Source organism: Herbaspirillum sp. (assembly GCF_017744395.1).
In the GTDB taxonomy this organism is placed as follows: Bacteria; Pseudomonadota; Gammaproteobacteria; order Burkholderiales; family Burkholderiaceae_D; genus Herbaspirillum.
The window spans coordinates 906927-931544 of record NZ_JAGIBI010000001.1 but is presented as its reverse complement, the minus strand read 5'-3'; the positions used below and the strand labels follow the sequence as shown (position 1 = coordinate 931544).

Below are 24618 nucleotides of genomic sequence, written 5' to 3'. Positions count from 1 at the left end.
ATGGCATCAATCCAGCCAGTCAAGCTGCTTGGAGAGCGACTCCGCGATGCGTTTCCAGCGCGTCTGCATGGTGGCGTCGATCTGGTTGCTGCGGGTCTCGACGCGGCAGCCGCCGCGCTCGATGTCGGCGTCTTCCTCGATCTTCCACTGGTGCTTGGCGAGTTCGTCGCCCATGTGTTCGCGCACCAGCGCGGCATCTTCGGGGTTGAGGGTGAGCGTGGCCGGCAGTTGCAGCACCGGCAGCGAATGGATGGCGGCGCTGATGGTGGGCAGCACCAGTTCCGGGCGCACGTTGAGCGCGGTCTTGAGTATCGCCTTGGACAGGTCCAGCGCCAGGTCGAGCAGTTCCGGCGCCATGCTTTCGCTGCATTGCGCGACTTCGGTGCCGAAGTTCACGGCGATCTGGCGGAAGTGCTGGATGACTTCGTTGATCTCTTTCTGGCCTTGCTGCAGGCCGGCCATGTAGCCTTCGGCGCGGCCCGCTTCCAGGCCGTGCTGGCGGCCTTCGGCGAAGCCTTCCTGGCGGGCCGCCTCACGGATGGCGTCGAGCTGCTCGGCGGTCAGTTGCGGCGGCGGGGGAGGCTCTTCGTCGAGCGGATCCTCGTAGGGTTCCGGCTCGGGTTCGGGCTCCGGCTCGGGTTGCGGCTCGAAAGACGCCAGCTCCCAGCGCTGGTAGGGCGTCATTTCTTCCTTGGGAATGATCTTCGCACGCATGGCTTTACATTAACTCCAAATCAAACCGGCAGCCGGGGCGGTGCGACAACTGGCCAAACCGCATCAGATGAACGCATCCTCGCCCTTGGCGCCCAGCACGATCTGGCCTTCGTCGGCCAGGCGGCGCACGATCTGCAGGATCGCCTTTTGCTGCGCATCCACTTCGGACAGGCGCACGGGGCCCTTGGATTCCAGGTCTTCCTTCATCATCTCGGCGGCGCGTTGCGACATATTGGCGAAAATCTTGTCGCGCAGGCCTTGCGAGGCGCCTTTGAGCGCCACGATGAGCGATTCCGACTGCACTTCGCGCAGCAGCAGCTGGATGCCGCGGCCGTCGATGTCGATGATGTTCTCGAAGACGAACATCTCGTCCATGATCTTCTGCGCCATGTCCTCGTCGTAGGAGCGCAGGTTGTTCATGACCGAGGTCTCATTCTCGCCGGACATGAAGTTCAGGATCTCGGCCGCGGTGCGGATGCCGCCCATCTGCTGCTTCTTCAGGCTTTCGTTGCCGGTCAGCAGCTTGGTCAGCACGTCGTTCAGTTCGCGCAGCGCCGCCGGCTGCACGCCGTCCAGGGTGGCAATACGCAGGATCACGTCGTTGCGCAGGCGCTCCGTGAAGTTGTTGAGGATGCCGCAAGCCTGGTCGCGCTCCAGGTGCACCAGGATGGTGGCGATGATCTGCGGGTGTTCGTTGCGGATGAGTTCGGCCACCGACTGCGAATCCATCCACTTGAGGGCTTCGATGCCGGAGGCATCGCGCCCGCCCAGGATGCGGTTGAGCAGGGAGGTCGCCTTGTCGTCGCCCAGCGCCTTGGTCAGCACGCTGCGGATGTATTCATCCGAATCCAGGCCCAGCGAGGAGGCCTGACCGGTTTCGGCCACGAACGCTTCCAGCACTTCGTTGATATCCTCGAAGCTGACGTTTTTCAGGGCGGACATGGCCGCGCCCAGCTTCTGAACTTCCTTGGGGCCGAGGTACTTCATGACTTCGGCCGCCTCGTCTTCGCCCAGCGCCAGCATCAGGATGGCACCTTTTTGAACGCCGTCGTTACTCATTGTTCACCCAGCCCTTAATGATGCTTGCCACCAGTTTGGGATCATTCTTGGCCCACTGCTTGGCGGTTTCGAGGTTGGCCTTGTACTGGGCGCGCTCATCGATTTCGGCTTCTTCGCCCGAGAGGCTGACGATGGCGTCCGGATCGTCCGGATCGAAGCTGGCGGCAGCCGCCGCTGCCGCCGCGGCGGCTTCCGCCTCGGCCTTTTCCTTGGCCAGGCGTTCGCGTTCCTCGCGGCCCGACAGCTTCCAGATGATCGGGCGCAGCACGCCGAAGTAGAGGTACAGCAGCACGGCGCCCAGCAGGACGTACTTGCCGATTTCCTTGGCCAGGTTGATCATGTCCGGCTGTTTCCACAGCGGGGTTTCCTGTTCCAGGTTGGCGTTGAACTGGGTGTTGACCACGTTGAGCGAGTCGCCTCGATCCTTGTTGTAGCCCATCGCCTCCTTGACCAGGTCGCTGATCTGGTTGCGCTCGGCTTCGGTCAGCGGGCGCATGACGATCTTGCCGGTATTGTCCACGGCGCGCCGGTAGTTGACCACGACGGCCACAGTCAGGCGGCGTATGCCGCCCATGGGCTGCTGGGTATAGCGGACTGTCTTGTCGACTTCGTAGTTGACCGTCTCGTCCTTGCGCGAATTGCCGGTGGCGGCCGGAGCGGGGGCCGCGCCGTTGGGCGTGGCGGCGCCGGCCTGGCCGGCGGCCGGATTGACGATCTGGGCGGTGGCCGGGGCCGGGGGCTGGTTGGTCAGCGCGCCCGGGACGCCGGAGGTGCCGGTGGAAGAGTTGTTGGCTTCGCTGCTTTGCTTGCTGCGCACCGCCGCCGTGTCTTGCGTCTGGTTGGGCTTGTAGGCTTCGGAAGCCTGTTCGCTGCGCGAGAAATCGACGTCCGCGGTCGCTTCGGCACGCACGTTGCCGTTGCCGACGATGGGGGAGATGATCGATTCGACGCGCTTGACGATATCTTGCTGCAGATCCTGGACGTATTTCAGCTGGGTCGGGTCCAGGGTGTTGTTTTGCGCTTTCTTGCTGGTGTCGGAGAGCAGGTTGCCGTTCTGGTCGACGATGGTGACGGCCTTGGGCGAGAGTTCCGGCACGCTGCTGGCCACCAGGTGGACGATGGCGCTGACTTGCTGCTCGTCCAGGAAACGGCCGGGATACAGGCTCAGGACGATCGAGGCGGTCGGCTTTTGCTGGTCGCGCACGAAGACCGACGCCTTGGGCAGCGCCAGGTGGACGCGGGCGGTCTGCACCGACGACAGCGACTGCACCGAACGCGCCAGCTCGCCCTCGAGGGCGCGCTGGAAGTTGACCTGTTCGAGGAATTGGGAGATGCCGAGCTTCTGGTTTTCCATCAGCTCGAAGCCGACGTTGCCGCCCTTGGGCAGGCCTTGCGACGCCAGTTTCAGGCGCGCGTCATGCACCATGTTTTCGGGGACGAGGATGGCCGTGCCGCCTTCTGAATATTTGTAGGGCACATTCATCTGCTGCAGCGAGGCCACGATGGCACCGCCGTCGCGGTCATTGAAGTTGGAGAACAGGACCCGGTATTCGACTTTCTGGCTCCACATCCAGATGCCGATCATCAGGGCGACGGTGGCGGCCGCGGCGACGATCAGCAATACCCGCTTGCCTTGCTGCGAGCGCGCATAGCCCAGCACGCCGCCCGTGCCGGCGGCAGGCTGGTCGGGCAGGGCGCTGCCTGCGGCGCCGTGTTCGTCTGCCGGGGTGTTTGCGTCGTTGGTCATCGTACCATCGGCTGCTACCGCCATGATTTCCCCTCTGGCGTTCCCTTGGTTGCCGGGTTGATAATGACTTTGTTCACTGCTTATGTGTCCTTGAATAGGATTTTTGCTTAGTCTGGATTGTCCGTTGCGCGCCGGAATTTGATCGCCCGAACAGAATGGCAAATTCCCCGCTTATTGTTGCGAGTTGTAAATGCAATGATGTTAAGGTGCTGGTATAGAAAGCCGCATTGCGGGCAGGGTGCCCGAAGCAAAGGTAAAGATTGAAACCGCGAGGTGGGATATGGCAGTCGATAGTGTAATTGATACCAGCAGGATTGAGGCGATGGTGGCCCAACTGAAGGCGGCCGCGGCCCGGGCGCAGGGCGCCGTGGCGCCGGTGGAATCCGTCGTCAAGGCCGAAAAAGCCGCGCCGCGCGTGGATTTTTCCGAGGTGCTCAAGGGCGCGATCGACCAGGTCAACGATTCGCAGCAGCAGGCTGCCAAGATGTCCCAGGCATTCGCGCTGGGCGACGATAATGTCAACCTGTCCGATGTCATGATCGCCTCGCAGAAGGCCAGCATTTCGTTCCAGACCAGCATCCAGGTGCGTAACAAGCTGGTGTCGGCTTACCGCGATATCATGACGATGCAGGTGTGAAGGATTTGTTTCTATTGGCGTCCGGCTTTTCCGTCAAACAAGTTTGTTGCTGTAACTGCAATAAAAAAACCCGCAGATGCGGGTTTTTTTTATTGGGCGGCATTTGTGCCAATCTTCATATCATGCCGGATGCCTTGGCGTTCTGTTCGCGTTCCAGCTTGGTGATGAAGCGTTGGATTGCGGCTTCGACCGCGCGCGAGAGGCTGACGAATTCGCAGCCGAAACGGTTGACCGTCTTGCCGGTGGTCAGCTTGAACTCCTTGCAGTCGCGGATTTGCAGCTTGACCGAAACCAGTGTGTTGTCGGCCAGTTCCAGCTGGCAGTCTTCATAGGTCGCGCCGATGGCGGTCGGCAGGATCTTTTTCTCATCAGTGATGCCCACGCCGCCCGCGCTGATGTTGTTGAGCAGGGTGACGACGGTGGTGAAGTTGCCGTCCGGCTGGGTGACGCGGAAGGTGCAGCGCAGCGGTTTTGCGATCGGGGTTGCGATGCGGAAATATTCGCGGCGCTGCAGGCGCACCAGGCTGGTCGGGATGCCGATTTTCAGCGCCGGCCGGTTCTGGTATTCGACGCGGGAAGCCTTGTCGACGGTGAAGGTGATGCGGATGCTGTTGTAGAGCGCTTCGAACCCGATGCGGTTGCTGGAAACGATACTTTCATTGAGCGATGCGCTGGGGGCGGCGTCGATGATCAAGGCATCGGCATCTTCATCGATCTCGAGTATCGATGTGATGATGGACTCCGACCCGCCTTTGATCAGCAGGCTCAATAGCTGGTTTTTTTCCAGCATGCTGTTGAGAAGGGAAACGATCTCCCTCCGTGAGTGAACCCGGTATGGGCTGTCGTCATCGATCTCGTCGTTGTTGGCCATCTGTGCGTCTTGTACGTCTGGATTCAGCGAATGGGATCGCCTTCCCCTGGGGTATTTTCGGTATAAATCAACCCCGTATCATACATCACTGACCCATTTAATTGCATATTTTCAAGACGATATAACCACGCCAGCAGTTCGGCGACGGTGCGATATAACGCCGGAGGAATTTGCTGGTCCAGCTCGACCTGCATCAGCAGCGAAACCAGTTCTTTGGATTCGTGGACATAGACGCCGCTCTCGCGGGCGCGGGCGATGATCGCCTCGGCCACCAGCCCGCTGCCCTTGGCGACGACGGTGGGAGCGGCCTTGCTGGCGTTATAGGCGAGCGCGACCGCATTTTGCAGGGGGATATTAGGCTTCTCCATCTTGCTTGACGACCAGGGAGTCCAGGGAGGTGCCGGCGGCCGACATCGCGTCGGCGAACATGGCGCTGTTGCTGCGCAGGGCGGCGGCCGTCTGCGCGTTGTCGGTCTTGACCTGCACGTGGATCTGCTCGCCGATCAGGCGGATCGATGCGGACACGCCGCCCAGGTGCGCGAAATTGAAGCGCACCATGCTGTGCCAGCTGGGCGTTTCCGCTTTCCCGTCTTGCTGCTGGGCATTGTCGCCCTGATGTTCCTGGTTGATTTCCCATTCCATGTGCTGTCCCGGCCAGACTTCGCCATGCCAGACGACGCGCTGCTGTTCCAGGGCGTTGAGCTGCTGGTTGATGATCTGGCCCAGTTGGCTTTGGGCGGGGTCGTTCTGGCTAAGCAGCTTGACGTCGCCGGCGTTCTGGAGGGCGACTTGGGACTGGGGCTCCTTGAGCAGTTCTTCCGCCGGCCGCCGGCCTTCGGCCCAGGCCGAAACATGGGATTCGTAGAATACGCCGCTGTAGGCGATGGCGTCGTGCAGCGCCGTTGCGACCTGGCCCGGAGGCGCCCCGGCTTGCGCTACCAGAGGGGCGGGAGACGACACATGGTTGGCGACGCTGCCTTGCTGCGATGCCTGGAGCAGGCTGTCGATCAGTTTGCCGGCGCTGCTGAGGGTGGTCGTGCTGCTGGCCGGGGCATTGGATTGCGCCTGGCGGCCGCCCTTGGCATCTGCATTGAGCGGGATTTCCTCGTTTTCGGCGACCTGGCCGGCCCCGTCGCGGGTGACCGCTTGCAGCGATTGCAGGTCTTTCTGCATGGCGCGCCCGGCGGTGCTGAGCGTGACGGCCGCGCTCTCTTCGTCGGCATGGAAGCTGTCTTCCTTGATAGCGAAGGTGGGGCGCGGATCCTTGGAGACCAGCGTCAGGATCAGCGAATCGCCTGTGCGCGCATTGACGGGCAGCACCATGCGCGCGGCCGTGTTGGCGATGCGCACCAGGTAGGTGCCGTCATTGAAATTGGAAAGGATGCGCCCCGGCATCTGCTGCCCGATGGCGATTTGCGCCAGGCGGCTGAAGGCTTCCTGCTTGGTATCCGCGACCGCAATGATGGCGGTCGCAGCCTCGACGGGCTGGACAGGCTGGACGGCGCTGGCGATGTCGGCCCGCGGCAGCATGGTCAGCTACCTATGCCGTAGGTGTTGATCAGTTTTTGTTCGGTCTGGTTGCTTTGAATCAGCGCCGACAAGCGGCGCAGGCCCGGCTCCGTCAGGTTGCGGATATCGCGGTCATCCTCCAGGATCTTGCGGATGATGTCGATCTTGCGGTTGCGGTGCTGCTCGGAAAGGGTGACGGTGTCTTCGAAGTCCTTGAGGGTGGCAATGTGCTTGCCGCACCGGGTCTCGAGCGAGGCCAGCAATTCCCAGTCGCTGGCGCGCGCGGCGGCCAGCATCTCGTCGGTCAATCCGGCGATCGACTCATAGATGGCGATGACATGGTCACCGTTCATAGGTTCAGGCTTTCGCAAAGCTGTTGTGGGAAGCGCCGGCGTCATAAGCCGCCGGCATCTGCGGTGCGGCATTGCCGGCCGCTTCCGGTCCAATCTGTTCCCAGGCTGAGCGGATCTCGTCAAGCAGCGTGTGGACTTCGCTCAGGATGGCCTGGTTGTTGCTGGTATTGGCTTCGAACAGGCGGCGGCTCATGTATTCGTACAGCGCGTCCAGGTTCAGCACCAGGTCGCCGCCGACATTCTTGTTCAGGCTGGCGCGCAGGCCGTTGTCGATGATCAGGATGGCTTTGGTGATGGACTCGCCCTTGTTCTTGATATCGCCTTCGGCCATGTACTTCTTGGCCATCGCAATAGCCACCAGCGCGCCATCGAACAGCATGCTGATGAGTTTGTGCGGGCTGGCGGCGACTACGCCGGTTTCCATGCCGATATTGGCGTAGGCATTGGCCCCGCGTTTCATGCTTCCGAACATGACGTTCTCCTCTGTTCGCTGTGTCAGCCAACCTTGGGCAGGTTCGCCAGTTGCTGGGTCAGGTAGCTTTGCGTCGCCGACATGCTGGCCAGGGTAATGTTGAGCTGGTTGAACTGGTTGGTATAGGCATCCTTCAGGTTCGACAGGCGGGTCTGCACCGCTGTCTGGCGATCCTGGTTGATTTTCAGGCTGGCCTGCAGGCCATTGGTCTTGCTGGCGATGATGCCGTTGTCGCCCAGGATGCCGGTCAAGAGACCTTGCAACTTGGTGACGATACCATTTTTGGACGAGGTGGTGTTGGTGGGGTCCGGATCGGTAGCGTTGAAAAGGTTGGCAATCCCGGCAAAATTGTTGGTGGTCGCCGTCGATAGCTTGGTGGCGTTAAGCGCCAGCGTACCGTCCTTTTGGAAGGAAATGCCGATGTCGGACAGGGTGCTGATGCCGTTGCCGCCGTCGACCGAAGAGAACAGCGTGCTGCGCAACTGGCTCATGATGTTTTGCACCGACGATTCGCTGGCCAGCGGAGAGGATGTCGTCGCTTTTCCCAGTGTGGTCGACGGGGTTTGCTGGGTCATGCCGGCGATCGCCTTGGCCAGGGTATTGTAGGCCGAAACGAAGCTGTTGGCGGCCGAGGTGACGCCGCTGGTGTCGTTGTTGATGTTCAGGTTGAAGCTGTCCGCCGAAGTGGTGACTTTGGCCAGGTTCAGTGTTACCCCGGAAATCACGTTTTCGACCTTGTTGCTGGGGCTGGTGACGGTGACGCCGTCGATCGACAGCTTGGCGTCTTGCGCCTTGAGCAATTGTCCCATGCCGCTGCTGGTCAGGCCGGCATAGTCGCCGCTTCCGGTCAGCGAAACGGCGCTGGTGGCGTTGGCGCCGGTGGGAGTGAGCACCAGATGATCGTTGGTGCCGTCATTGGTGATGCTGGCGGTGACGCCGGCATTGGCGTTGTTGATCGACGTCATGACGTCGTTGAGATCGATCGCGCCGCTGCTGTTGAGGTCGGTCGGGGTAATGGCGACGGTGTTGTCGCCGACCTTCAGGCTCAGGGCGCCGGACGCATAGGTCTGGCCGGTGGCGACATTGGGCGAGATGACGGTGCCGCTGGGGTCGAATGAGAATACCGAGTAGTCGCCGGTGCCGGTGATGCGCAACGTATTGGTTGCGCCGCTGTCCTTGGTGGTGATGACTAGGTGATTGTTGGTGCCGTCGCTGACGATGGTCGCATTCACGCCGGCACTGCTGGCATTAATGGCATCGCGCACGCCGGCCAGGCTATTGGTGGTCGGCTGGATGATGGTGGTCGAACCGGTGCCGGTTTTGATCGCCAGAATGCCGCTGCTGAAGGTGCTGCTCGGAGCGATGCTGGCTGAACTGACTTTCTGGGTCTGCGCCAGTTGGGAAATGGCGACGTTATAGGTACCCGAAGCGGCTTGGGTGGCATCGCGAGGGGCTTGAATCTGGGTCACTGTGCTGGGCGTCGAGCTTGAGGGGTCGTAAGCCAGGCTGGACAGGCTGTTGTTGGCGGTGACCTTGAGCGTGTTGGCGGTACCGGCGGTATTGGACTCCAGTATCAGGTGGTCGCCGCTGCCGTCGGTGACGATGGAGGCGGTCGCACCGGTCTTGGCGGCGTTGATGGCGTCGCGCACGCCGGCCAGGGTGGCATTGGCCTGAAGCGTGACGAAAGTCGGCGAGTTGGCGCCGATCTTGATTGCGATCGTATCGCCGGCGTTGAAGGTCGTCCCGCTGGCAAAGCCAGCCGACTGGATCCGTTGGGCGAGAGCCTTGGTCGAGGCGTCGGAGTTGATGTCTGCGGTGAACGGATCGGTGGTGAGGTTGGCGCCGGTGCCCGCATTGCTGACCGAGCTTTTCTGCGCGCTGAAACTGGCCGAGGTCAGGGCCTTGATGGCGTTTTGGTAAGTCGACAACGCGCCCTTGAGGTTGCCGTAGGCGGAAATGAGGGTGTTGTAGCTGCTGGCCTGGGTGGTCAGCGGCGTCAGTTGCGATTGGCTTTCGGCGGCAATCAACTGGCTGACCAGCGTGGAAACGTCGAGAGGGCCTGCCGAGGTGGAAATGGTGCCGGTGGAAGTCGCCATTGTTCACTCCTGAATCTTGGGCGTTGTGCACGGCATCGCGCGGGCTACGACGCAGTCAAGAGGACGATCACTGGCTCTCAAGTACGGCGTCGGTGCAGTATTGACGCTGTGCGGGTAAATACATGAATCCGTTATGAACTGATGTGTACGAAATTATCACGCCAACGTGGCTTTATTGACCAGTGATGCCTTGCGTGCCACTGCAGTTCGTACCGGACTCAAACCTTGTGGTTGATCAGCAGGCCTTGCATCTTGTCGATCGATTTCGCAATCGAGATCGCTTCTTCGCTGGGAATCTGGCGAATTACGGTGTCCGTTGCCGTATCGACAACCTTGATGATGGTCTTGCCGGTGTCCTGGTCCTTGGAAAAATTCAGGGCAGAGGCATTGGCGGCGGCGAAATCATTGAGCTTGCCGACGGCCTGATCTACTTCGCTTTCTGTCGCGCGGCGCGCTTCCGGGGTTGCAGCAGGTGCAACGGTCGACACCACTGGGTCTGGTTTTGAGGCAGCCTGCGGCAGCACGTATGCAGCACCGGAATCGCCAGCGGCCGTAATATTGAGTGGGGCAATCGACATGGTGTTACTCCCTTCCTAAATGGACGTGCGGAGAATATTGCCTATCCTCCGCACGTCATCCTACCTAGCTCTTAAGCTTACTTCAACAGCGACAGGACGCTTTGCGGCGAGGAGTTCGCTTGCGACAGCATCGCGGTACCGGCTTGTTGCAGGATCTGCGCACGGGTCAGGTTTGCAGTTTCCGAAGCATAGTCGGTGTCCATGATACGGCTGCGCGACGCGGTGATGTTCTCGCTCGACACTTGCAGGTTGCTGATGACGGCGCTGAAGCGGTTCTGAACCGCACCGAACTCGGCGCGCTTGGACGAGATCAGGCTGATAGCGGTATCCAGGTTCTTGATCGCGTTTTGCGCATCGCTTTGAGCGGTCGGGTTGGCAACGGCTGCATCCAGGGTCAGCTTGGCGCTGTCGATGGTTGCTTGCAGGCTCACGGCCGACGATGCCAGGGCCGAGGCGCTCAGGGTCGAGCCTGTAGCGAACAGGTTGTCCAGGGCAGCCTTGGCCGAAGTATAGGCGTTTTGAGCAGTGGTCACACCGGTGGTGTCGCCCAGGCCGATCAGGCCCTTGGCGCTGGTGCCGATCACGTTGGCAATGGTGCTGTTGTTCGACAGGTCATCCAGGGTGATGGTGATCTGGTCGTTGAGCTTGTTGTCGACGACGTTGGCGCCAACCTGGAACGACAAGGTCAGCGAAGCCGAAACGTTGGCGGAGCTCGAGCCGACACCGGCCGATGCGCCTTGGCCAACGCCAGTGAACAGGTTTTGGCCGTTGAAGTTGGTGCCGTTCAGCACGCGGAAGACTTCTTGCGACAGTTGCGAGTATTCGTCGTTCAGGGTCTTGCGGTCCTGGGCGCTGTTGGTGCCGTTGGCGGCCTGCACAGCCAGTTCACGCATACGCTGCAGGTTGTCGGTCACGGTCGACAGTGCGCCTTCAGCGGTTTGCGCCATCGAGATACCGTCGTTGGCGTTGCGTTGCGCGACTGCCAGGCCCTTGACCTGGGCGTTCATGCGGTCGGCAATTGCCAGGCCGGCGGCGTCGTCCTTGGCGCTGTTGACGCGCAGGCCGGAAGACAGGCGCTGGATCGAGGTGTTCAACGACGACTGCGACATGTTCAAATTGCGTTGCGTGTTAAGCGACGCAATGTTGGTATTGATGACTGATGCCATGTTAATTCTCCTAAGATTTGAGACCGATGATCCGAGTTTCAGTGCTTAACTTTGGTCTTCTACCCATGAGCCCCAGGCGTTTCAACCTCTGTTGTATGCGTTATCGGGCAGTCTTGGAAAAAGTTTAGGGCTGTCGCAAAAAATCTTTTTCAAGGCTTTCCGAACTAAAACTACGTGCTTTGAAAATCCAAGCAAATCCTTTTTCGACCCTATTTAAGAAAACTTTAGAGATTTTTTATTGTTATGAGGAAAATGTTGGACAAAAAAATGAAGCCGCATACGTAGGTAAGCAGCTTCATGGATTGGAGTGGGTTTCTTTTTTATTAACTTTCTTTTTGTTTTTGCAAGGCAAGTAATTCGCCAGCCATTTTTTGCATGACGGAATCCCAGTCGCCGGCTGCCGGTTGGCGGAATAATCGCATGCTTGGATACCAAGGGGAGTCTTCCCGATCCATTAGCCAGCGCCAGTCGGGGGTGTACGCCAGTAGCGTCCAGGTGGGGTGGCCGAGGGCCCCGGCCAGGTGGACCACCGAGGTGTCGACGCTGATGACTAGATCCAGTGCGCTGATGGCTGCAGCGGTATCGGCGAAGTCTTTGCAGTCGTCGCCCAGATTATGGAGAGTCATGTCGGGCGGCAGGTTTTTCAGGTCTTCCAGTGGCTTGCCTTTTTGCAAAGAATAAAACTCAATCCTTGGCAATGAAAGCAATTGCTGCATTTTTTCAAGGGGAATCGAACGCCGGCGGTCATTGCCATGTTCAGGGTTGCCACCCCATACCACGCCGACGCGCAGGTTGTCCGGGTTGCGAGCGAGGTGCGCGATCTTTTCCTTCCAGGCCGCAGCAAGTTGCGGGTCTGCGGCTAGGTAGGATGGGTAGGAGGGAATGTCCGCCACGGTGTCCGTGCCCAGCGCATAGGGCAGGCTCATCAGTATATAAGAGCAATCGCATCGTGGCAGTGGGTCGCTTTCCCGGACCAAGGTGACTTCGGGAGTGAATGACTGAAACAGGCGGTACAGGGCATTTTTGACATGTACCGCCACACGTGCTCCTTGTACTTGTAACTGGCGTACGTAGCGCAGGAACTGGATGCTGTCGCCATAGCCCTGCTCATGCATCAACAGGATATATTTGCCTGCCAGCGACGACTTGCCATCCCATTTGGGGATGATATTGAACAGCTTATGGATCACCTGGTAAACGTGCATGCGCTCCTTGACGGTCAGGCGGCTCTCGTGGTTTTCCCAGCCTTCCTTCAGGTTTTCGTGAAGCAGTTGCGACAGGGCCAGATTGTGCCTGGCGGTGGCGTAAGTCGGGCGTAACGCTAGCGCCTGATGGAATTGCTCCATGGCATTCACAGTGTCGCCATGGTCGTGCATGATCGCGCCGATGTTGTTATAGGTCAGTGAATGTTTGGGATCCAGTTCGAGGGCTTTGTGGAACAATGCCATGGCGTCATCAAAGCGATCCTGGGTCGAGAACAGGCTTGACGCCAGTTTGATATAGCCGTTCGGATCCTTGGGGGCGATTTCGATGACGCGCCGGTAATGTTCGTGCGCCTGATCGGGCTGCTTTAGTTCCAGGTAGGTATCGGCGATCTTGTTGTGTGCATAGATATCTTGCGGGTCGAGCAGGATTGCGGTTTTGTGCGACTCCAGTGCTTCCTTGTACATTTTCATCGCATGGAAGGCTTCGCCTAGAGCGGTATGGGATGGCGCGAAGCTTATATCCAGTTCCAGCGATTTCAGGATGGTCGATACCGCTTCGTTATAGCGCTTGGCATCGATCAGTGCGCGCCCTAAGTGCGATAGTGGGCCGGGGGCGCTGGGTTCGCGCCGGACCGCATCTTCAAAATAGGCGATGGATGCATCGGGGTCGTTCTTTTCGTGCAGGGCATTGGCCAAGCCGATGCGCGCCGCGCGGTTTTCCTTGTCGATGGAAATGGCTTCTTCGTACAGCCGGATCGCGTCATCGATGCGATCCAGTCGGAGCACTGCGCCGGCCAGGTTGGTAATGTATTCAGGATTTCCCGGGTCGGCTGCCACCGCCTTGCGCAGATAGGTTTCCGCCTCGGTATAAACACCGTCGTGCATGGCAACCAGGCCCCGCGCATGATTGGCAAACACCAGCTTGGGCGAGCGTCGCAGTACGGCGTCGCAGAGTAGTTTGGCTTCGTCCGATTTGCGGTTATCCAGAAGATCCAGGGCGCGGCGGACGTCCAGGAGGTCCTGGAGTTGTCGGTTGCCTGAGGCCTGGTTGGGATTTGCGGGCTTGCTGTTTTTGCTGCTCTTGCGCGTCGACATCGAAAAAATCCTTTGGAGTTGCCGGCCAGTACGCGCCGGACGTCATCATGCAGCTTGCATGATAGGTGAGTGCGGTCCTTGGCGAATGCGCGAACAGAAAGCAAAAAACCTTCGTTTTGGGCGAAGGTTTTGAGGGGGCGTGGGGGAGGAGGGGCTGATGTGCAGTTCTGCGTGAGTGTTGTGGAAGGTGTTTTGCTTGATGATTGTCTTGTGTTCCGTACGGTTCAGTTCCAACTGCGCAACAAACCGACGGCGAGGCCTTCCAGAGCGAAATCCTCCTCGTCCTTGTCGATCACGATGGGGCTGAAATCGGGGTTTTCGGGAAACAGGGTGATGACATTGCCGGATTTCTGGTAACGCTTGACCGTGACGTCGTCCGCCAGGCGGGCCACGACAATCTGGCCGTTGCGCGCCTGGTCCGCTTTTTTGACGGCCAGGAGGTCGCCGTCGAGAATGCCGGCGTCACGCATGGACATCCCGCGCACCTTCAGCAGATAGTCGGGCTTGCCGGAAAACAGGGCGGGGTCGACCTGGTAGGTTTTTTCCACATGTTCCTGGGCGAGAATGGGCGAGCCGGCTGCCACGCGGCCGACCAGCGGCAGGCTCAATTGCATCAGGGCCGGGTGGGGGAGTGCCATCTGATGGCCGTTCGGCAGTCCGGCGGCGACGCCGGACTCGCGCAGCCGGATGCCGCGCGAGGTGCCCGGGGAGATTTCGATGGCGCCCTTGCGCGCCAGCGCCTGCAGGTGCTCCTCCGCCGCGTTGGCGGAGCGGAAGCCCAGTTCCGAGGCAATCTCGGCCCGCGTCGGAGGAAAGCCGGTATTTTCGATGGCGTTCTTGATCAGGTTGAGGATCTGTTCCTGGCGCGCGGTGAGCTTGAGCATGTGGGCTGCCTTTCTGCGAGGGAAGGCTGTTTGTATGAACAGTCTGTATTTTTATACAGTTGCTATCTTTGTGTCAACGGCAACATGGGGGATGGCAGGGCTATCTATGAATACCTATATATAAATTAGGTGGCGCAGGGGGTCCCATTGCCGGGTGCGCCCCCGACTGTCGCTGCCAAGCCTCGCGAATTCCTTGCCGGGATTGCCCTGCGGCCGGATATCTTGTATGATTGCCGGCTTTCCTCTTCCCACACTCGTCTTGACGCCGGGGTGGGCGTTTTGTCAATAGTCCAAAAGGAGTCTACATGCGTCATTATGAAATCGTATTTATCGTCCACCCGGACCAGAGCGAGCAAGTGCCGGCGATGATCGAGCGTTACAAGGGCATCGTCACCACCCGCGGCGGCAAGATCCACCGTGTCGAAGATTGGGGCCGTCGTCAACTGGCCTACCAGATCCAGAAGCTGGCCAAGGCTCACTACGTCTGCCTGAACATCGAAGTCGACAGCGAAACGCTGGCCGAAATCGAAACCGGCTTCAAGTTCAACGATGCTGTCCTGCGCCACCTGACCGTCAAGATGAAGAAGGCTGAAACCGGTCCTTCCCCGATCCTGAAGGCAGTGCAGAAGGAAGACGCAGCCAAGAGCCGCACCGAAGCACCGGCAGCCTGATTGCGCTGCGATTCCTAGCGGAGTGAACCAGCTTCAAGTCATCGCCAGCCTGGCAGAACGTGATGTGTTGCGTTATACGCCGGCCGGTATTCCGATTGTGACTGCCAGGTTGCAGCACCAGTCGGAGCAGATGGAAGCCGGCATCAAGCGCCAGGTGGAGTTCGATATCGCGGCCATGGCCGCCGGGGAAATCTCCGGTCGACTCAACAAGGCGGCACTGGGAGCCATGTTCCAATTCACCGGATTTCTGGCCCGCAAGAATCGCAACAGCAAGAGCGTCGTGTTTCACATCGTTGATTTTGATCCAGTCGTTCAAGCCTGATTAGGCCGACAAGATCTCCCCCAATTTACAGATACAGGAGCCAAAAATGGCATTCGGTAAAAAGTTCGATAAAAGCAAGCTGAAAAACAAGCGTCAACAGCAAAACCCGCTGTTCAAGCGCAAGAAATTCTGCCGTTTCACCGCCGCCGGCGTTGAACAGGTCGATTACAAGGACGTGGACACCCTGAAGGACTTCGTCCAGGAAAACGGCAAGATCATGCCGGCACGCCTGACCGGTACCAAGGCCCACTACCAGCGCCAGGTTGACACCGCCATCAAGCGCGCCCGTTACCTGGCCCTGCTGCCGTACACCGATCTGCACAACGCGTAATCGCGCCGAGAAATAGGAGAAAAACATGCAAGTCATTCTGTTGGAAAAAATCGTTAATCTCGGTGGTCTGGGCGATGTCGTGCGCGTCAAGGACGGTTTCGCACGTAACTTCCTGATCCCGCAACGCAAGGCCCGCCGCGCTACCGATGCAGCGATCGCTGAATTCGAAGCCAAGCGCGCCGACCTGGAAAAGGCCGCCGCTGAAAAGCTGGCAGCAGCCCAGGCCCAAGGCGAAAAGCTGAACGGCGCCACCATCGAAATCTCGCAAAAGGCGGGCGTCGATGGCCGTCTGTTCGGTTCGGTCACCAACTTCGACATCGCCGAAGCGCTGGGCAAGCAAGGCTTCGCCGTCGAAAAGGCCCAGGTTCGCCTGCCCAACGGTCCGCTGAAGACCGTTGGCGAGCACCCGGTTGCCGTTGCCCTGCACACCGACGTGGTGGTCGACGTGACCATCGCCGTCAAGGGCGAGCAAGCGTAAGCATTGCATTCTCTGCAATTCGTTTTGCAATAAAAAAGCCGGGTTCGCCTGGCTTTTTTATTGCGCCCGCCACTGCAAGACGCGGGCTGCAATTTGCCTTCGGCCTGAAACGGCCAACCCCCATAGCAGGTTATAATGCGCGCCATGAAAGAATCATCCCGCGCCAAGAAAGACTCCTTTCCATCGTTCCGCGGCCCCAGAGACGCCTCCGATCCCGAGGTCGATTCGCTGCGCGTGCCGCCGCATTCCATCGAGTCCGAGCAGTCGGTCCTCGGCGGTTTGCTGCTGGATAACGCGGCCTGGGACCGTATCGCCGATTTCGTCAGTCCCGAAGACTTCTATCGCTACGACCACCGCATCATCTTCGAGCACATCGTCAAGCTGATCAACAGCACCAAGCCCGCCGACGTCATTACCGTCTACGAGGCGCTGTCGACCAGCGGCAAGGCCGAGGAAGTGGGCGGCCTGGTCTACCTCAACGCGCTGGCGCAAAACACGCCGTCGGCCGCTAATATCCGCCGTTACGCCGAAATCGTGCGCGACCGCGGCATCCTGCGCAAACTGATCACCGTGGCCGATGAGATTTCCGGCGACGCCTTCAATCCGCAGGGCAAGGACGTCAAGCAGATGCTGGACGAGGCCGAGTCCAAGATCTTCGCCATCGCCGAAGAAGGTTCGCGCGGCTCGCAGGGCTTCATGGAAATCCAGCCTTTGCTGACGCAAGTGGTCGAGCGCATCGACGAACTGTACAACCGCGATGCTTCCAGCGACATCACCGGCGTACCCACCGGCTTCATCGACCTCGACAAGATGACCTCCGGCCTGCAGCCGGGCGACCTGATCATCGTCGCCGGGCGTCCGTCTATGGGTAAGACGGCCTTTTCCATCAACATCGGCGAAAACGTTGCCATCGACAGCGGCCTTCCGGTGGCGGTGTTCTCGATGGAAATGGGCGGCGCCCAGCTCGCCATGCGTATGCTGGGTTCGGTCGGCCGCCTGGACCAGCACCGCCTGCGCACCGGCCGCCTGCTGGACGAGGATTGGCCGCGCCTGACGCACGCCATCCAGAAGATGAACGACGCGCAGTTCTACATCGACGAAACACCGGCCCTGAGCCCGATCGAATTGCGCGCGCGTTCGCGCCGCCTGGCGCGCCAGTGCGGCAAGCTGGGCCTGATCATCATCGACTACCTGCAGCTGATGTCCGGCAACGGCGGCAGCTCCTCGGAGAACCGCGCCTCGGAAATCTCGGAAATCTCGCGAAGCCTGAAAGGCCTGGCCAAGGAGCTCAATTGCCCGGTGATCGCGCTGTCGCAGTTGAACCGCTCGCTGGAGCAACGCCCCAACAAGCGTCCCGTGATGTCCGACTTGCGCGAATCGGGCGCCATCGAGCAGGATGCCGACGTGATTTTGTTCATTTACCGGGATGAGGTTTACAATCCGGACTCGCCTGACAAGGGGACCGCGGAAATCATCATCGGCAAGCAGCGTAACGGTCCGATCGGCAGCATCCGCCTGGCATTCCTGGGCATGTATACCAAGTACGACAACTACATCGGCAATCTGGCCCAGCCTTACGGCGGCGATTGACGGGGAGTTTTCAGGCCGCGGGCGCTTTGCCGCGGCCAGGATGGAACCACGGGCGGCTTCTTGCCGCTCGTGTCGTGTAAGGCGCGGAGCCGGCCGGCTCCGCGCTGCAAGACGGGCAGGGCGGCGGTTCGCAAGGGATGGGAGCGAGCCGCCGTAGCGCCGGTCCGAAACAGCGCTTGAGACAAGCGCGAATCATTGACGAGAGAGTGAAACATGTTTGGACGACTGATGCCGACTGAAGGCAAATTCTTTGACCTTTTCAATCAGCATGCCGAATTGGGGGTCAAATGCGCAAAGGAGATGGTCGCGCTGATGACCAATTTCGATGACCTTGAAATCCGGGTGCACGCCATCGAAACCGTCGAGAAGCAGGCCGACAAGGTAACCCACACCGCCATCGACCTGCTGCACAAAACCTTCATCACCCCGCTCGACCGCGACGACATCCATCAACTCATTACCCGCATGGATGACATCCTCGACCTGCTCGAAGATGCGGCACAAACCATCTCCCTCTACGACATCAAATCCATCACGCCTGAAGCCAAGCGCCTGGCGGAGCTGTGCCTGGCCTGTGCCGAGAAGGTGCAGGCCGCCGTCGGCCTGCTGCACAACATGGACAACTCGCGCCAGATCCTGACGATCTGCGAGGAAATCGACCGCCTGGAATCCGATGCCGACCACGTGATGCGCGCGGCGATGTCCAAGCTGTTCCGCGACGAGCCGGACGTGCGTACGCTGATCAAGCTCAAGGCCATCTACGAGATCCTGGAAACCGTCACCGACCGCTGCGAAGACGTGGCCAACATCATCGAAGGCATCATCGTCGAAAACGCCTGATGCGGGCTTTCCGGCAGTTGCGGCAAGCGCCGCCTGCCGGCGCCCGGCCCCGGCTGCGGGACGGCCTCAAACAACGGTTTTATCCATGCATACAGTTCAAATCAGCTTACATATCCTCGCGCTACTGATCGTCCTGGCCTTGCTGTTCGATTTCATGAACGGCTTCCATGACGCGGCCAACGCGATCGCCACCGTGGTGTCGACCGGCGTGCTGCGCCCGCAGACGGCGGTGGCCATGGCGGCGTTCTTCAACCTGGCCGCCGTGTTCGTGTTCCACCAGCTGCATGTGGCGGCCTCGGTGGGCAAGGGCACGATCGAGCCGGCGGTGGTCGACCATTACGTGGTCTTCGGCGCCCTGATCGGCGCCATTTTCTGGAACCTGGTCACTTGGTACTACGGCATCCCGTCGTCGTCCTCGCACGCGCTGATCGGCGGCCTGGTCGGTTCGGCCGTGGCCAAGGCCGGTACCGGCGCGCTGATTTCCTCGGGCCTGCTCAAGACGATCCTGTTCATCGTGCTGTCGCCCTTGCTGGGCCTGATCTTCGGCTCGCTCATGATGCTCGTGGTGTCATGGATCTTCTTCCGCTCCACGCCGAGAAAGATCGACGGCTGGTTCCGCCGCCTGCAATTGCTGTCGGCCTCGATGTACAGCCTGGGCCACGGCGGCAACGATGCGCAGAAGACCATCGGCATCATCTGGATGCTGCTCATCGCCGCCGGCTATTCCAGCACCACTGCTGAAGCGCCGCCGATGTGGGTGATCATCTCCTGCTATTGCGCCATCAGCCTGGGCACGCTGTTCGGCGGCTGGCGCATCGTCAAGACCATGGGCCAGAAGATCACCAAGCTGAAGCCGGTGGGCGGCTTCTGCGCCGAGACCGGCGGCGCCATCACGCTGTTCATCGCCACCGCGCTGGGCATTCCGGTGTCGACCACCCACACCATTACCGGCGCCATCGTCGGCGTGGGCGCTTCGCAGAAGATGTCGGCGGTGCGCTGGGGCGTGGCCAGCAACATCGTCTGGGCATGGATCTTCACGATCCCGGCGTCGGCGTTCGTGGCCGCCATCGCATGGTGGGTGGGCGTGCGAATCCTGTAATCCGGCAGCTTTGCCGCATCAACAAAAAAGCCACCTTGCGGTGGCTTTTTTGTTGGAGCAAATACTGCTTGCTACATCACAGCACATCGCTGGCATGATCGGCCAGGCGCGAGCGTTCGCCACGCGCCAGGGTCACGTGGCCGCTGTGCGACCAGCCCTTGAAACGGTCGACCACATAGGTCAGGCCGCTCGAGCCCTCGGTCAGGTAAGGCGTGTCGATCTGCGCGATGTTGCCCAGGCAGATGATCTTGGTGCCGGGGCCGGCGCGGGTGACCAGCGTCTTCATTTGCTTGGGCGTGAGGTTCTGCGCTTCGTCGATGATCAGGAACTTGTTGACGAAGGTGCGGCCGCGCATGAAGTTGAGCGACTTGATCTTGATGCGCGAGCGGATCAGGTCCTGGGTCGCGGCGCGGCCCCATTCGCCGGCGTCGCCATCGGACTTGTTGAGCACTTCGAGGTTGTCGTCGAAGGCGCCCATCCAGGGGCCCATCTTTTCTTCTTCCGTGCCCGGCAGGAAACCGATGTCTTCGCCGACCGGCACCGTCACGCGGGTGACGATGATTTCGTTATAGAGCTTGGTTTCCAGCACCTGCGCCAGGCCTGCCGCCAGCGCCAGCAGGGTCTTGCCGGTACCGGCCTGGCCCAGCAGGGTGACGAAGTCGCATTCCGGGTTCATCAGCAGGTTCAGCGCGAAGTTCTGCTCGCGGTTGCGCGCGGTGATGCCCCAGACGCTGTTCTTGGCGTGGCCGTAGTCGCGCAGGGTCTGCAGCACGGCGGTCTTGCCGTTGATCTGGGTGACCTGGCCGTAGAAGGCCGGTTCGCCGTTCTTGGGCTCGATGAACACGAACTGGTTGACCAGCAGCGACGGCACATAAGGGCCGGTCACACGGTAGTAGGTGAAGCTGCTGCCGTGCTTGTTTTCCTGCCAGGATTCCATGCCCTTGCCGTGCTTGGTCCAGAAGTCGTCCGGCAGTTGCTGGATGCCCGAGTACAGCAGGTCGGTGTCTTCCAGCACATGGTCGTTGAAGTAGTCTTCGGCGGGCAGGCCGATGGCGCGCGCCTTCAGGCGCATGTTGATGTCCTTGGACACCAGTACCACCGGGCGGTCCGGGTATTGCTGGTCGAGCGCCCGCACCACGCCCAGGATCTGGTTGTCGGCCTTGCCTTCGGGCAGGCCTTCCGGCAGCGCGGCGTTCTGCAGCTTGGTCTGGAAGAACAGGCGGCCCTTGGCGTCCTTGTTGCCCAGCTTGGACAGCGGGATGCCTTCGTCGATCGCGTCTTCTGCGATGTCGGATACCAGCGCATCCAGCGAGCGCGAGATCTGGCGTGCGTTGCGCGCCACTTCGGACATGCCTTTCTTGTGGTTGTCCAGCTCTTCCAGCGTGACCATCGGCAGGTAGACGTCGTGTTCCTCGAAACGGAACAGCGAAGTCGGGTCATGCATCAGCACGTTGGTGTCCAGCACGAACAGCTTGGTCACGCCGAGCTTGTCGGCGATGCGGCTGGTGGCCGATTTGGCGCGCGACTCCAGGTTCTTGGGCGCGGCTTTCGGTTTTTCCGCGACCGGGGCCTTGCCGCCGATGCGCGCGCGCGGTTCCACGGTCTTTGCTACGGGGACTGCAACAGCTGGTTTTGGAGCGGGTGCTTCGACGAGAGTGATGTTCGGTTTGACAGGCTTATTGCGTTCGGCTTTGGGGTAGTCCTCGGGAGACAACAACGCAGCCGGTTTGCTCGGCATTTTGGGCAGGGGCATCAGGACCTCGGTAGTAAATGAAGAAAACACCGCTTTGTCAGAGCGAACAGGTGTTGCGGTACTGCTAACAGCGAAGGGAACATCAGCTGGGCAATGGCACCGTGGGATCTAATGAAGACCTTCTGGCGCCCGGGTGCGGCATAGGCGGGGCCATGGGATAGGAGGGCTTGATTAGCGCCGACGGCGATTTGAAAAGTAAAAAAGCCGTTTCGGCAGGCCCTCGGCCTAAACCAGAAACGGCTTTCAAAAAACGTTTTTCTATTTGAATTCAATGGCTTGTATCGATTGACCGCATATTCGTCGAGCGCGGCAGCATCGCTTGCCAGGCGATCCTGACACGGCCTGCATCCATCGTTCCTGCCGATGGCACCGCGAGATTTACAGGCGGTTTTCAGGCAATGGTTTTGATGAAGGCCAGCACTTCATCCACGTGGGCTGGAACCTTTACTCCACGCCATTCTTTCACCACTTTGCCCGATCCGTCAATCACAAACGTGCTGCGTTCGACGCCGCGAACTTGCTTGCCATACATGTTTTTCATCTTCATGACATCGAACATGGTACACAGCGTTTCGTCGGGATCGGAGATCAGTTCGAAGGGCATTTCCAGCTTGCCCTTGAAGTTCTCGTGCGACTTCAGGCTGTCGCGGCTGATGCCGAAAATGTCGGTGTTGTGGCGCTGGAATTCCCCATGCAGATCGCGGAATTGCATGCCTTCGGTGGTACAGCCCGGCGTGTTGTCCTTCGGGTAGAAATAGAGTACCAGGTTGCGGCCCTTGTAGTCGGCCAGGTGGAAGTCCCGGCCGCCGGTCATGCTGGCCGAGAAGTCAGGAACGGTCTTGTTCAGGATGGTTGGTCTGTCGGTCAAAATGGCGCCCCGTCTGTCGTGTCTGTCGTTTGTCGTAGGTGTGTCGGTATTGGTGATGGCCGCAATCAATGGCCCGGGCGGACGGCCTTACATCGCCTGCACGATCATGTCGCCCGAGCGGCCCGGCAATTCGCCCCAGCTGATGGGCAGGATGGGCAGCACGTCGTCTTTCACGCTTTCATAATAATCGCCCATGGAGACCAGCTCGTAGCCTTGCGCGCGCCAGCCCGCCAGCAATTGCTCGAAGATGGGGGCGAGTTTCTGCCCTTCAAGTTCCGCATGCAGGGTGAAGACATGGTCGCGCGGTTGCCTGGTCAGTTCCAGCAGCAGCTCGGCGGCGTTGCCGGCGTCGATCAGCTTGCCGCGGATGGTGCGGCCGAGGATCTCGTCGAGCGTGGGCAGCGTGGTCGGCAGTTGCACGCAGGACAAAGGTTTCCCGAAGGCCGACAAGCGGTGCGGCCCGGCATCCGGATCGGCCAGGCGGCCGTCTTCGCGCAACTGCGAGCGGCCGTCGGAGGAATAGGCGATGCCGAACTGGTCGAGCTGCACGAAGGCATGGTCGTTCATCTGCCAGCCGGCGGCGCCGTGGGTCACCGGCGCACGGCCGAAGATGTCGTGGTAGCGGCCATACGATCGCTGCATGGTTTCTTGCGTCCACTGCGCATCGGCGGTACGGACATTGTCCTGCCAGACGCGGTGGTCCCAGGTATGGATGCCGCATTCGAAGCCGGCATCGTAGGCTTCGCGCATGAAGTCGGCGCAGGTCTTGCCGATATCCGGCGCCGGCAGCAGGGTGCCGTACATCAGCGTCTTCAGGCCGTAATGCTCGACCACCGAGGTGCGCGACACCTTGCTGAAGAAACCGGGGCGAAAGATCTGCTTCAGGGCCCAGCCGGTATGGTCGGGACCGAGTGAGAACAGGAAGGTGGCGCCGGCGCCGTGCCGGCGCAGCTGGGCGATCAGGTTGGGAACGCCCACGCGGGTGCCGCGGTAGGTGTCGGCGTCGATCTTGAGTGTGAGTTTGGGCAATGTCGGCGAATCGGATAAGTGGCGGGGAGCGATGCGGCCCCGGGAATTGTTGCAATGCAGGTCAGGATGGGAGACTAGCATCCCATGCTGCGGAGAACAATATACAGACGAAAAATGCAGCCGGGAAAAAGAAAACCGCGCCGTAGCGCGGTTTTCCGGTAAGGCAGGAGCCAGCGAATCAGTCGACCAGCGCGCGCGCTTCGGCCACCTGGCTGCGGTAGGCGTCGAAGATGTTGCGCAGGGTGTCGGCCATGGTGGTCTTGGGGGCCCACTTCAGCTCGTCACAGGTGTTGGTGATCTTGGGCACGCGGTTTTGCACGTCCTGGTAGCCCTTGCCATAGTAGGCGGCCGAGGTGGTTTCGACCAGCTTCACCTTCTTGGCGGTGTCGGCGTATTCCGGGTACTCGGCGGCCAGCTTCAGCATCATGTCGGCCAGGTCCTTGATCGAGTAGTTGTTGGTCGGGTTGCCGATGTTGTAGATCTTGCCCGAAGCCACGCCGCCTTCGTTGGCGATGATCTTCATCAGCGCGTCGATGCCGTCGTCGATGTAGGTGAAGGCGCGCTTCTGCTGGCCGCCGTCGACCAGAGAGATGTTCTCGCCGCGCACGATGTGGCCGAAGAACTGGGTCACCACGCGTGAGCTGCCTTCCTTCGGGGTGTGGATCGAATCCAGGCCGGCGCCGATCCAGTTGAACGGGCGGAACAGGGTGAAGTTCAGGTTGTCTTCCATGCCGTAGCCCCAGATCACGCGGTCCATCAGCTGCTTGGAGCAGGAGTAGATCCAGCGCGGCTTGTTGATCGGGCCGCAGATCAGTTCGGACTCTTCCGGATCGAATTCCTCGTCATGGCACATGCCGTAGACTTCCGAGGTCGACGGGAACACCAGGTGCTTGCCGTACTTGGCGGCGGCGCGCACGATCGGCAGGTTGGCTTCGAAGTCCAGTTCGAACACGCGCAGCGGCTTGTTGACGTAGGTCGACGGCGTGGCGATGGCCACCAGCGGCAGGATCACGTCGCATTTCTTGACGTGGTACTCGACCCATTCCTTGTTGATCGTGATGTCGCCTTCGAAGAAGTGCATGCGCGACTTGTAGGCCTCGTTTTCCAGGATGTCGGTGATGCGGTCGGTCATCATGTCCATGCCGTAGACGTGCCAATCCGTGGTTTCCAGGATGCGCTTGGACAGGTGGTGGCCGATAAAGCCGTTGACGCCGAGAATGAGGACTTTTTTCATAATGTGAGCAGTGTGGA

Annotated in this window: 25 protein-coding genes; 8 read left to right on the top strand and 17 right to left on the bottom strand. The window is 60.2% G+C overall.

Translation table 11 applies throughout. The annotated features are described in order from the left end of the window. Positions 1 to 6: 6 nt before the first annotated feature. From fliH to fliF, 3 genes are all read right to left on the bottom strand, one after another. A complete protein-coding gene (gene fliH, locus J7548_RS04155) occupies positions 7 to 714 on the bottom strand; it encodes a flagellar assembly protein FliH (protein ID WP_290970735.1) in 708 nt (235 codons plus the stop codon). A gap of 63 nt (positions 715 to 777) precedes the next feature. After that, positions 778 to 1773 carry a flagellar motor switch protein FliG gene (gene fliG / locus J7548_RS04150; protein WP_290970732.1) on the bottom strand — a complete coding sequence of 332 codons (996 nt, stop codon included), beginning with the start codon at positions 1771 to 1773 and terminating at the stop codon, positions 778 to 780. Beyond that, on the bottom strand, positions 1766 to 3544 hold the full coding sequence (gene fliF / locus J7548_RS04145; RefSeq protein WP_290970729.1) for a flagellar basal-body MS-ring/collar protein FliF: 1779 nt from the start codon (positions 3542 to 3544) through the stop codon (positions 1766 to 1768). The genes fliG and fliF overlap by 8 nt, the downstream gene beginning before the upstream one ends. Before the next feature lie 256 nt (positions 3545 to 3800). Here fliF and fliE point away from each other — a divergent pair, with 256 nt between their 5' ends. After that, a complete protein-coding gene (gene fliE / locus J7548_RS04140; protein WP_290970727.1) occupies positions 3801 to 4157 on the top strand; it encodes a flagellar hook-basal body complex protein FliE in 357 nt (118 codons plus the stop codon). Between the two features lie 115 nt (positions 4158 to 4272). Here the strand turns inward: fliE and J7548_RS04135 are convergent, their stop codons facing one another. From J7548_RS04135 to lexA, 10 genes are all read right to left on the bottom strand, one after another. Beyond that, positions 4273 to 5028, bottom strand: coding sequence for a flagellar brake protein (locus J7548_RS04135; RefSeq protein WP_290970724.1), 756 nt, complete (start codon positions 5026 to 5028; stop codon positions 4273 to 4275). Between the two features lie 23 nt (positions 5029 to 5051). Further along, positions 5052 to 5396 (bottom strand): EscU/YscU/HrcU family type III secretion system export apparatus switch protein, encoded by a 345-nt coding sequence (locus J7548_RS04130; protein ID WP_290970721.1) that lies wholly within the window; start codon positions 5394 to 5396, stop codon positions 5052 to 5054. After that, entirely contained in the window at positions 5383 to 6558 is a 1176-nt protein-coding gene (locus tag J7548_RS04125; RefSeq protein WP_290970718.1) for a flagellar hook-length control protein FliK, read from the bottom strand. Before J7548_RS04125 ends, J7548_RS04130 begins: the two co-directional genes overlap by 14 nt. A 2-nt stretch (positions 6559 to 6560) precedes the next feature. Beyond that, positions 6561 to 6890, bottom strand: a complete 330-nt coding sequence (locus J7548_RS04120; RefSeq protein ID WP_290970715.1) for a flagellar protein FliT — start codon at positions 6888 to 6890, stop codon at positions 6561 to 6563. 4 nt (positions 6891 to 6894) lie between these two features. Then, positions 6895 to 7362: a flagellar export chaperone FliS gene (gene fliS / locus J7548_RS04115; RefSeq protein WP_290970712.1), complete on the bottom strand. Its 468-nt coding sequence runs from the start codon at positions 7360 to 7362 to the stop codon at positions 6895 to 6897. 23 nt (positions 7363 to 7385) lie between these two features. Next, positions 7386 to 9458 (bottom strand): flagellar filament capping protein FliD, encoded by a 2073-nt coding sequence (gene fliD, locus J7548_RS04110; protein ID WP_290970710.1) that lies wholly within the window; start codon positions 9456 to 9458, stop codon positions 7386 to 7388. 218 nt (positions 9459 to 9676) lie between these two features. Continuing rightward, entirely contained in the window at positions 9677 to 10036 is a 360-nt protein-coding gene (locus tag J7548_RS04105) for a flagellar protein FlaG (protein WP_290970707.1), read from the bottom strand. 77 nt (positions 10037 to 10113) lie between these two features. Next, the gene (locus tag J7548_RS04100) at positions 10114 to 11202 is read right to left on the bottom strand and encodes a flagellin (protein ID WP_290970704.1); all 1089 of its coding nucleotides are present in this window, start codon (positions 11200 to 11202) and stop codon (positions 10114 to 10116) included. A gap of 323 nt (positions 11203 to 11525) precedes the next feature. Next, the gene (locus tag J7548_RS04095) at positions 11526 to 13502 is read right to left on the bottom strand and encodes a tetratricopeptide repeat protein (RefSeq protein WP_290970701.1); all 1977 of its coding nucleotides are present in this window, start codon (positions 13500 to 13502) and stop codon (positions 11526 to 11528) included. Positions 13503 to 13726: 224 nt separating this feature from the next. Beyond that, positions 13727 to 14386, bottom strand: coding sequence for a transcriptional repressor LexA (lexA, locus tag J7548_RS04090; RefSeq protein ID WP_290970698.1), 660 nt, complete (start codon positions 14384 to 14386; stop codon positions 13727 to 13729). Positions 14387 to 14691: 305 nt separating this feature from the next. On the opposite strand from lexA, the gene rpsF reads away from it, so the two are divergent. The 7 genes from rpsF (at position 14692) to J7548_RS04055 (ending at position 19717) form a co-directional block, all read left to right on the top strand. Then, on the top strand, positions 14692 to 15057 hold the full coding sequence (rpsF, locus tag J7548_RS04085; RefSeq protein WP_290970694.1) for a 30S ribosomal protein S6: 366 nt from the start codon (positions 14692 to 14694) through the stop codon (positions 15055 to 15057). Positions 15058 to 15079: 22 nt separating this feature from the next. Continuing rightward, on the top strand, positions 15080 to 15379 hold the full coding sequence (priB, locus tag J7548_RS04080; protein WP_290970690.1) for a primosomal replication protein N: 300 nt from the start codon (positions 15080 to 15082) through the stop codon (positions 15377 to 15379). Positions 15380 to 15425: 46 nt separating this feature from the next. Continuing rightward, positions 15426 to 15710: a 30S ribosomal protein S18 gene (rpsR, locus tag J7548_RS04075; RefSeq protein WP_006462643.1), complete on the top strand. Its 285-nt coding sequence runs from the start codon at positions 15426 to 15428 to the stop codon at positions 15708 to 15710. 25 nt (positions 15711 to 15735) lie between these two features. Beyond that, positions 15736 to 16188 (top strand): 50S ribosomal protein L9, encoded by a 453-nt coding sequence (gene rplI, locus J7548_RS04070; RefSeq protein WP_290970668.1) that lies wholly within the window; start codon positions 15736 to 15738, stop codon positions 16186 to 16188. A 135-nt stretch (positions 16189 to 16323) separates the two neighbouring features. Next, positions 16324 to 17778 (top strand): replicative DNA helicase, encoded by a 1455-nt coding sequence (locus J7548_RS04065; RefSeq protein WP_290970665.1) that lies wholly within the window; start codon positions 16324 to 16326, stop codon positions 17776 to 17778. A gap of 213 nt (positions 17779 to 17991) precedes the next feature. After that, positions 17992 to 18618, top strand: coding sequence for a DUF47 domain-containing protein (locus J7548_RS04060; RefSeq protein ID WP_290970663.1), 627 nt, complete (start codon positions 17992 to 17994; stop codon positions 18616 to 18618). Positions 18619 to 18703: 85 nt separating this feature from the next. Beyond that, entirely contained in the window at positions 18704 to 19717 is a 1014-nt protein-coding gene (locus tag J7548_RS04055) for an inorganic phosphate transporter (protein WP_290970661.1), read from the top strand. Between the two features lie 76 nt (positions 19718 to 19793). On the opposite strand, the gene J7548_RS04050 is transcribed toward J7548_RS04055, so the two are convergent. The 4 genes from J7548_RS04050 to J7548_RS04035 all read right to left on the bottom strand — a co-directional run bounded on the left by J7548_RS04050 (position 19794) and on the right by J7548_RS04035 (position 24601). Further along, positions 19794 to 21470 (bottom strand): PhoH family protein, encoded by a 1677-nt coding sequence (locus tag J7548_RS04050; RefSeq protein WP_290970658.1) that lies wholly within the window; start codon positions 21468 to 21470, stop codon positions 19794 to 19796. A 391-nt stretch (positions 21471 to 21861) separates the two neighbouring features. Next, the gene (locus J7548_RS04045; protein ID WP_290970655.1) at positions 21862 to 22338 is read right to left on the bottom strand and encodes a peroxiredoxin; all 477 of its coding nucleotides are present in this window, start codon (positions 22336 to 22338) and stop codon (positions 21862 to 21864) included. Positions 22339 to 22425: 87 nt separating this feature from the next. Continuing rightward, on the bottom strand, positions 22426 to 23367 hold the full coding sequence (locus tag J7548_RS04040; RefSeq protein WP_290970651.1) for a polysaccharide deacetylase family protein: 942 nt from the start codon (positions 23365 to 23367) through the stop codon (positions 22426 to 22428). A 178-nt stretch (positions 23368 to 23545) separates the two neighbouring features. After that, on the bottom strand, positions 23546 to 24601 hold the full coding sequence (locus J7548_RS04035; RefSeq protein WP_290970648.1) for a bifunctional UDP-4-keto-pentose/UDP-xylose synthase: 1056 nt from the start codon (positions 24599 to 24601) through the stop codon (positions 23546 to 23548). Positions 24602 to 24618 lie beyond the last annotated feature (17 nt).

What these genes read in the sequence shown, in the direction of transcription:
- fliH (WP_290970735.1), bottom strand. Translation starts at nt 714, where the DNA reads ATGCGTGCGAAGATCATTCCCAAGGAAGAAATGACGCCCTACCAGCGC.
- fliG (WP_290970732.1), bottom strand. Translation starts at nt 1,773, where the DNA reads ATGAGTAACGACGGCGTTCAAAAAGGTGCCATCCTGATGCTGGCGCTG.
- fliF (WP_290970729.1), bottom strand. Translation starts at nt 3,544, where the DNA reads ATGGCGGTAGCAGCCGATGGTACGATGACCAACGACGCAAACACCCCG.
- fliE (WP_290970727.1), top strand. Translation starts at nt 3,801, where the DNA reads ATGGCAGTCGATAGTGTAATTGATACCAGCAGGATTGAGGCGATGGTG.
- J7548_RS04135 (WP_290970724.1), bottom strand. Translation starts at nt 5,028, where the DNA reads ATGGCCAACAACGACGAGATCGATGACGACAGCCCATACCGGGTTCAC.
- J7548_RS04130 (WP_290970721.1), bottom strand. Translation starts at nt 5,396, where the DNA reads ATGGAGAAGCCTAATATCCCCCTGCAAAATGCGGTCGCGCTCGCCTAT.
- J7548_RS04125 (WP_290970718.1), bottom strand. Translation starts at nt 6,558, where the DNA reads ATGCTGCCGCGGGCCGACATCGCCAGCGCCGTCCAGCCTGTCCAGCCC.
- J7548_RS04120 (WP_290970715.1), bottom strand. Translation starts at nt 6,890, where the DNA reads ATGAACGGTGACCATGTCATCGCCATCTATGAGTCGATCGCCGGATTG.
- fliS (WP_290970712.1), bottom strand. Translation starts at nt 7,362, where the DNA reads ATGTTCGGAAGCATGAAACGCGGGGCCAATGCCTACGCCAATATCGGC.
- fliD (WP_290970710.1), bottom strand. Translation starts at nt 9,458, where the DNA reads ATGGCGACTTCCACCGGCACCATTTCCACCTCGGCAGGCCCTCTCGAC.
- J7548_RS04105 (WP_290970707.1), bottom strand. Translation starts at nt 10,036, where the DNA reads ATGTCGATTGCCCCACTCAATATTACGGCCGCTGGCGATTCCGGTGCT.
- J7548_RS04100 (WP_290970704.1), bottom strand. Translation starts at nt 11,202, where the DNA reads ATGGCATCAGTCATCAATACCAACATTGCGTCGCTTAACACGCAACGC.
- J7548_RS04095 (WP_290970701.1), bottom strand. Translation starts at nt 13,502, where the DNA reads ATGTCGACGCGCAAGAGCAGCAAAAACAGCAAGCCCGCAAATCCCAAC.
- lexA (WP_290970698.1), bottom strand. Translation starts at nt 14,386, where the DNA reads ATGCTCAAGCTCACCGCGCGCCAGGAACAGATCCTCAACCTGATCAAG.
- rpsF (WP_290970694.1), top strand. Translation starts at nt 14,692, where the DNA reads ATGCGTCATTATGAAATCGTATTTATCGTCCACCCGGACCAGAGCGAG.
- rpsR (WP_006462643.1), top strand. Translation starts at nt 15,426, where the DNA reads ATGGCATTCGGTAAAAAGTTCGATAAAAGCAAGCTGAAAAACAAGCGT.
- rplI (WP_290970668.1), top strand. Translation starts at nt 15,736, where the DNA reads ATGCAAGTCATTCTGTTGGAAAAAATCGTTAATCTCGGTGGTCTGGGC.
- J7548_RS04065 (WP_290970665.1), top strand. Translation starts at nt 16,324, where the DNA reads ATGCGCGCCATGAAAGAATCATCCCGCGCCAAGAAAGACTCCTTTCCA.
- J7548_RS04060 (WP_290970663.1), top strand. Translation starts at nt 17,992, where the DNA reads ATGTTTGGACGACTGATGCCGACTGAAGGCAAATTCTTTGACCTTTTC.
- J7548_RS04055 (WP_290970661.1), top strand. Translation starts at nt 18,704, where the DNA reads ATGCATACAGTTCAAATCAGCTTACATATCCTCGCGCTACTGATCGTC.
- J7548_RS04050 (WP_290970658.1), bottom strand. Translation starts at nt 21,470, where the DNA reads ATGCCCCTGCCCAAAATGCCGAGCAAACCGGCTGCGTTGTTGTCTCCC.
- J7548_RS04035 (WP_290970648.1), bottom strand. Translation starts at nt 24,601, where the DNA reads ATGAAAAAAGTCCTCATTCTCGGCGTCAACGGCTTTATCGGCCACCAC.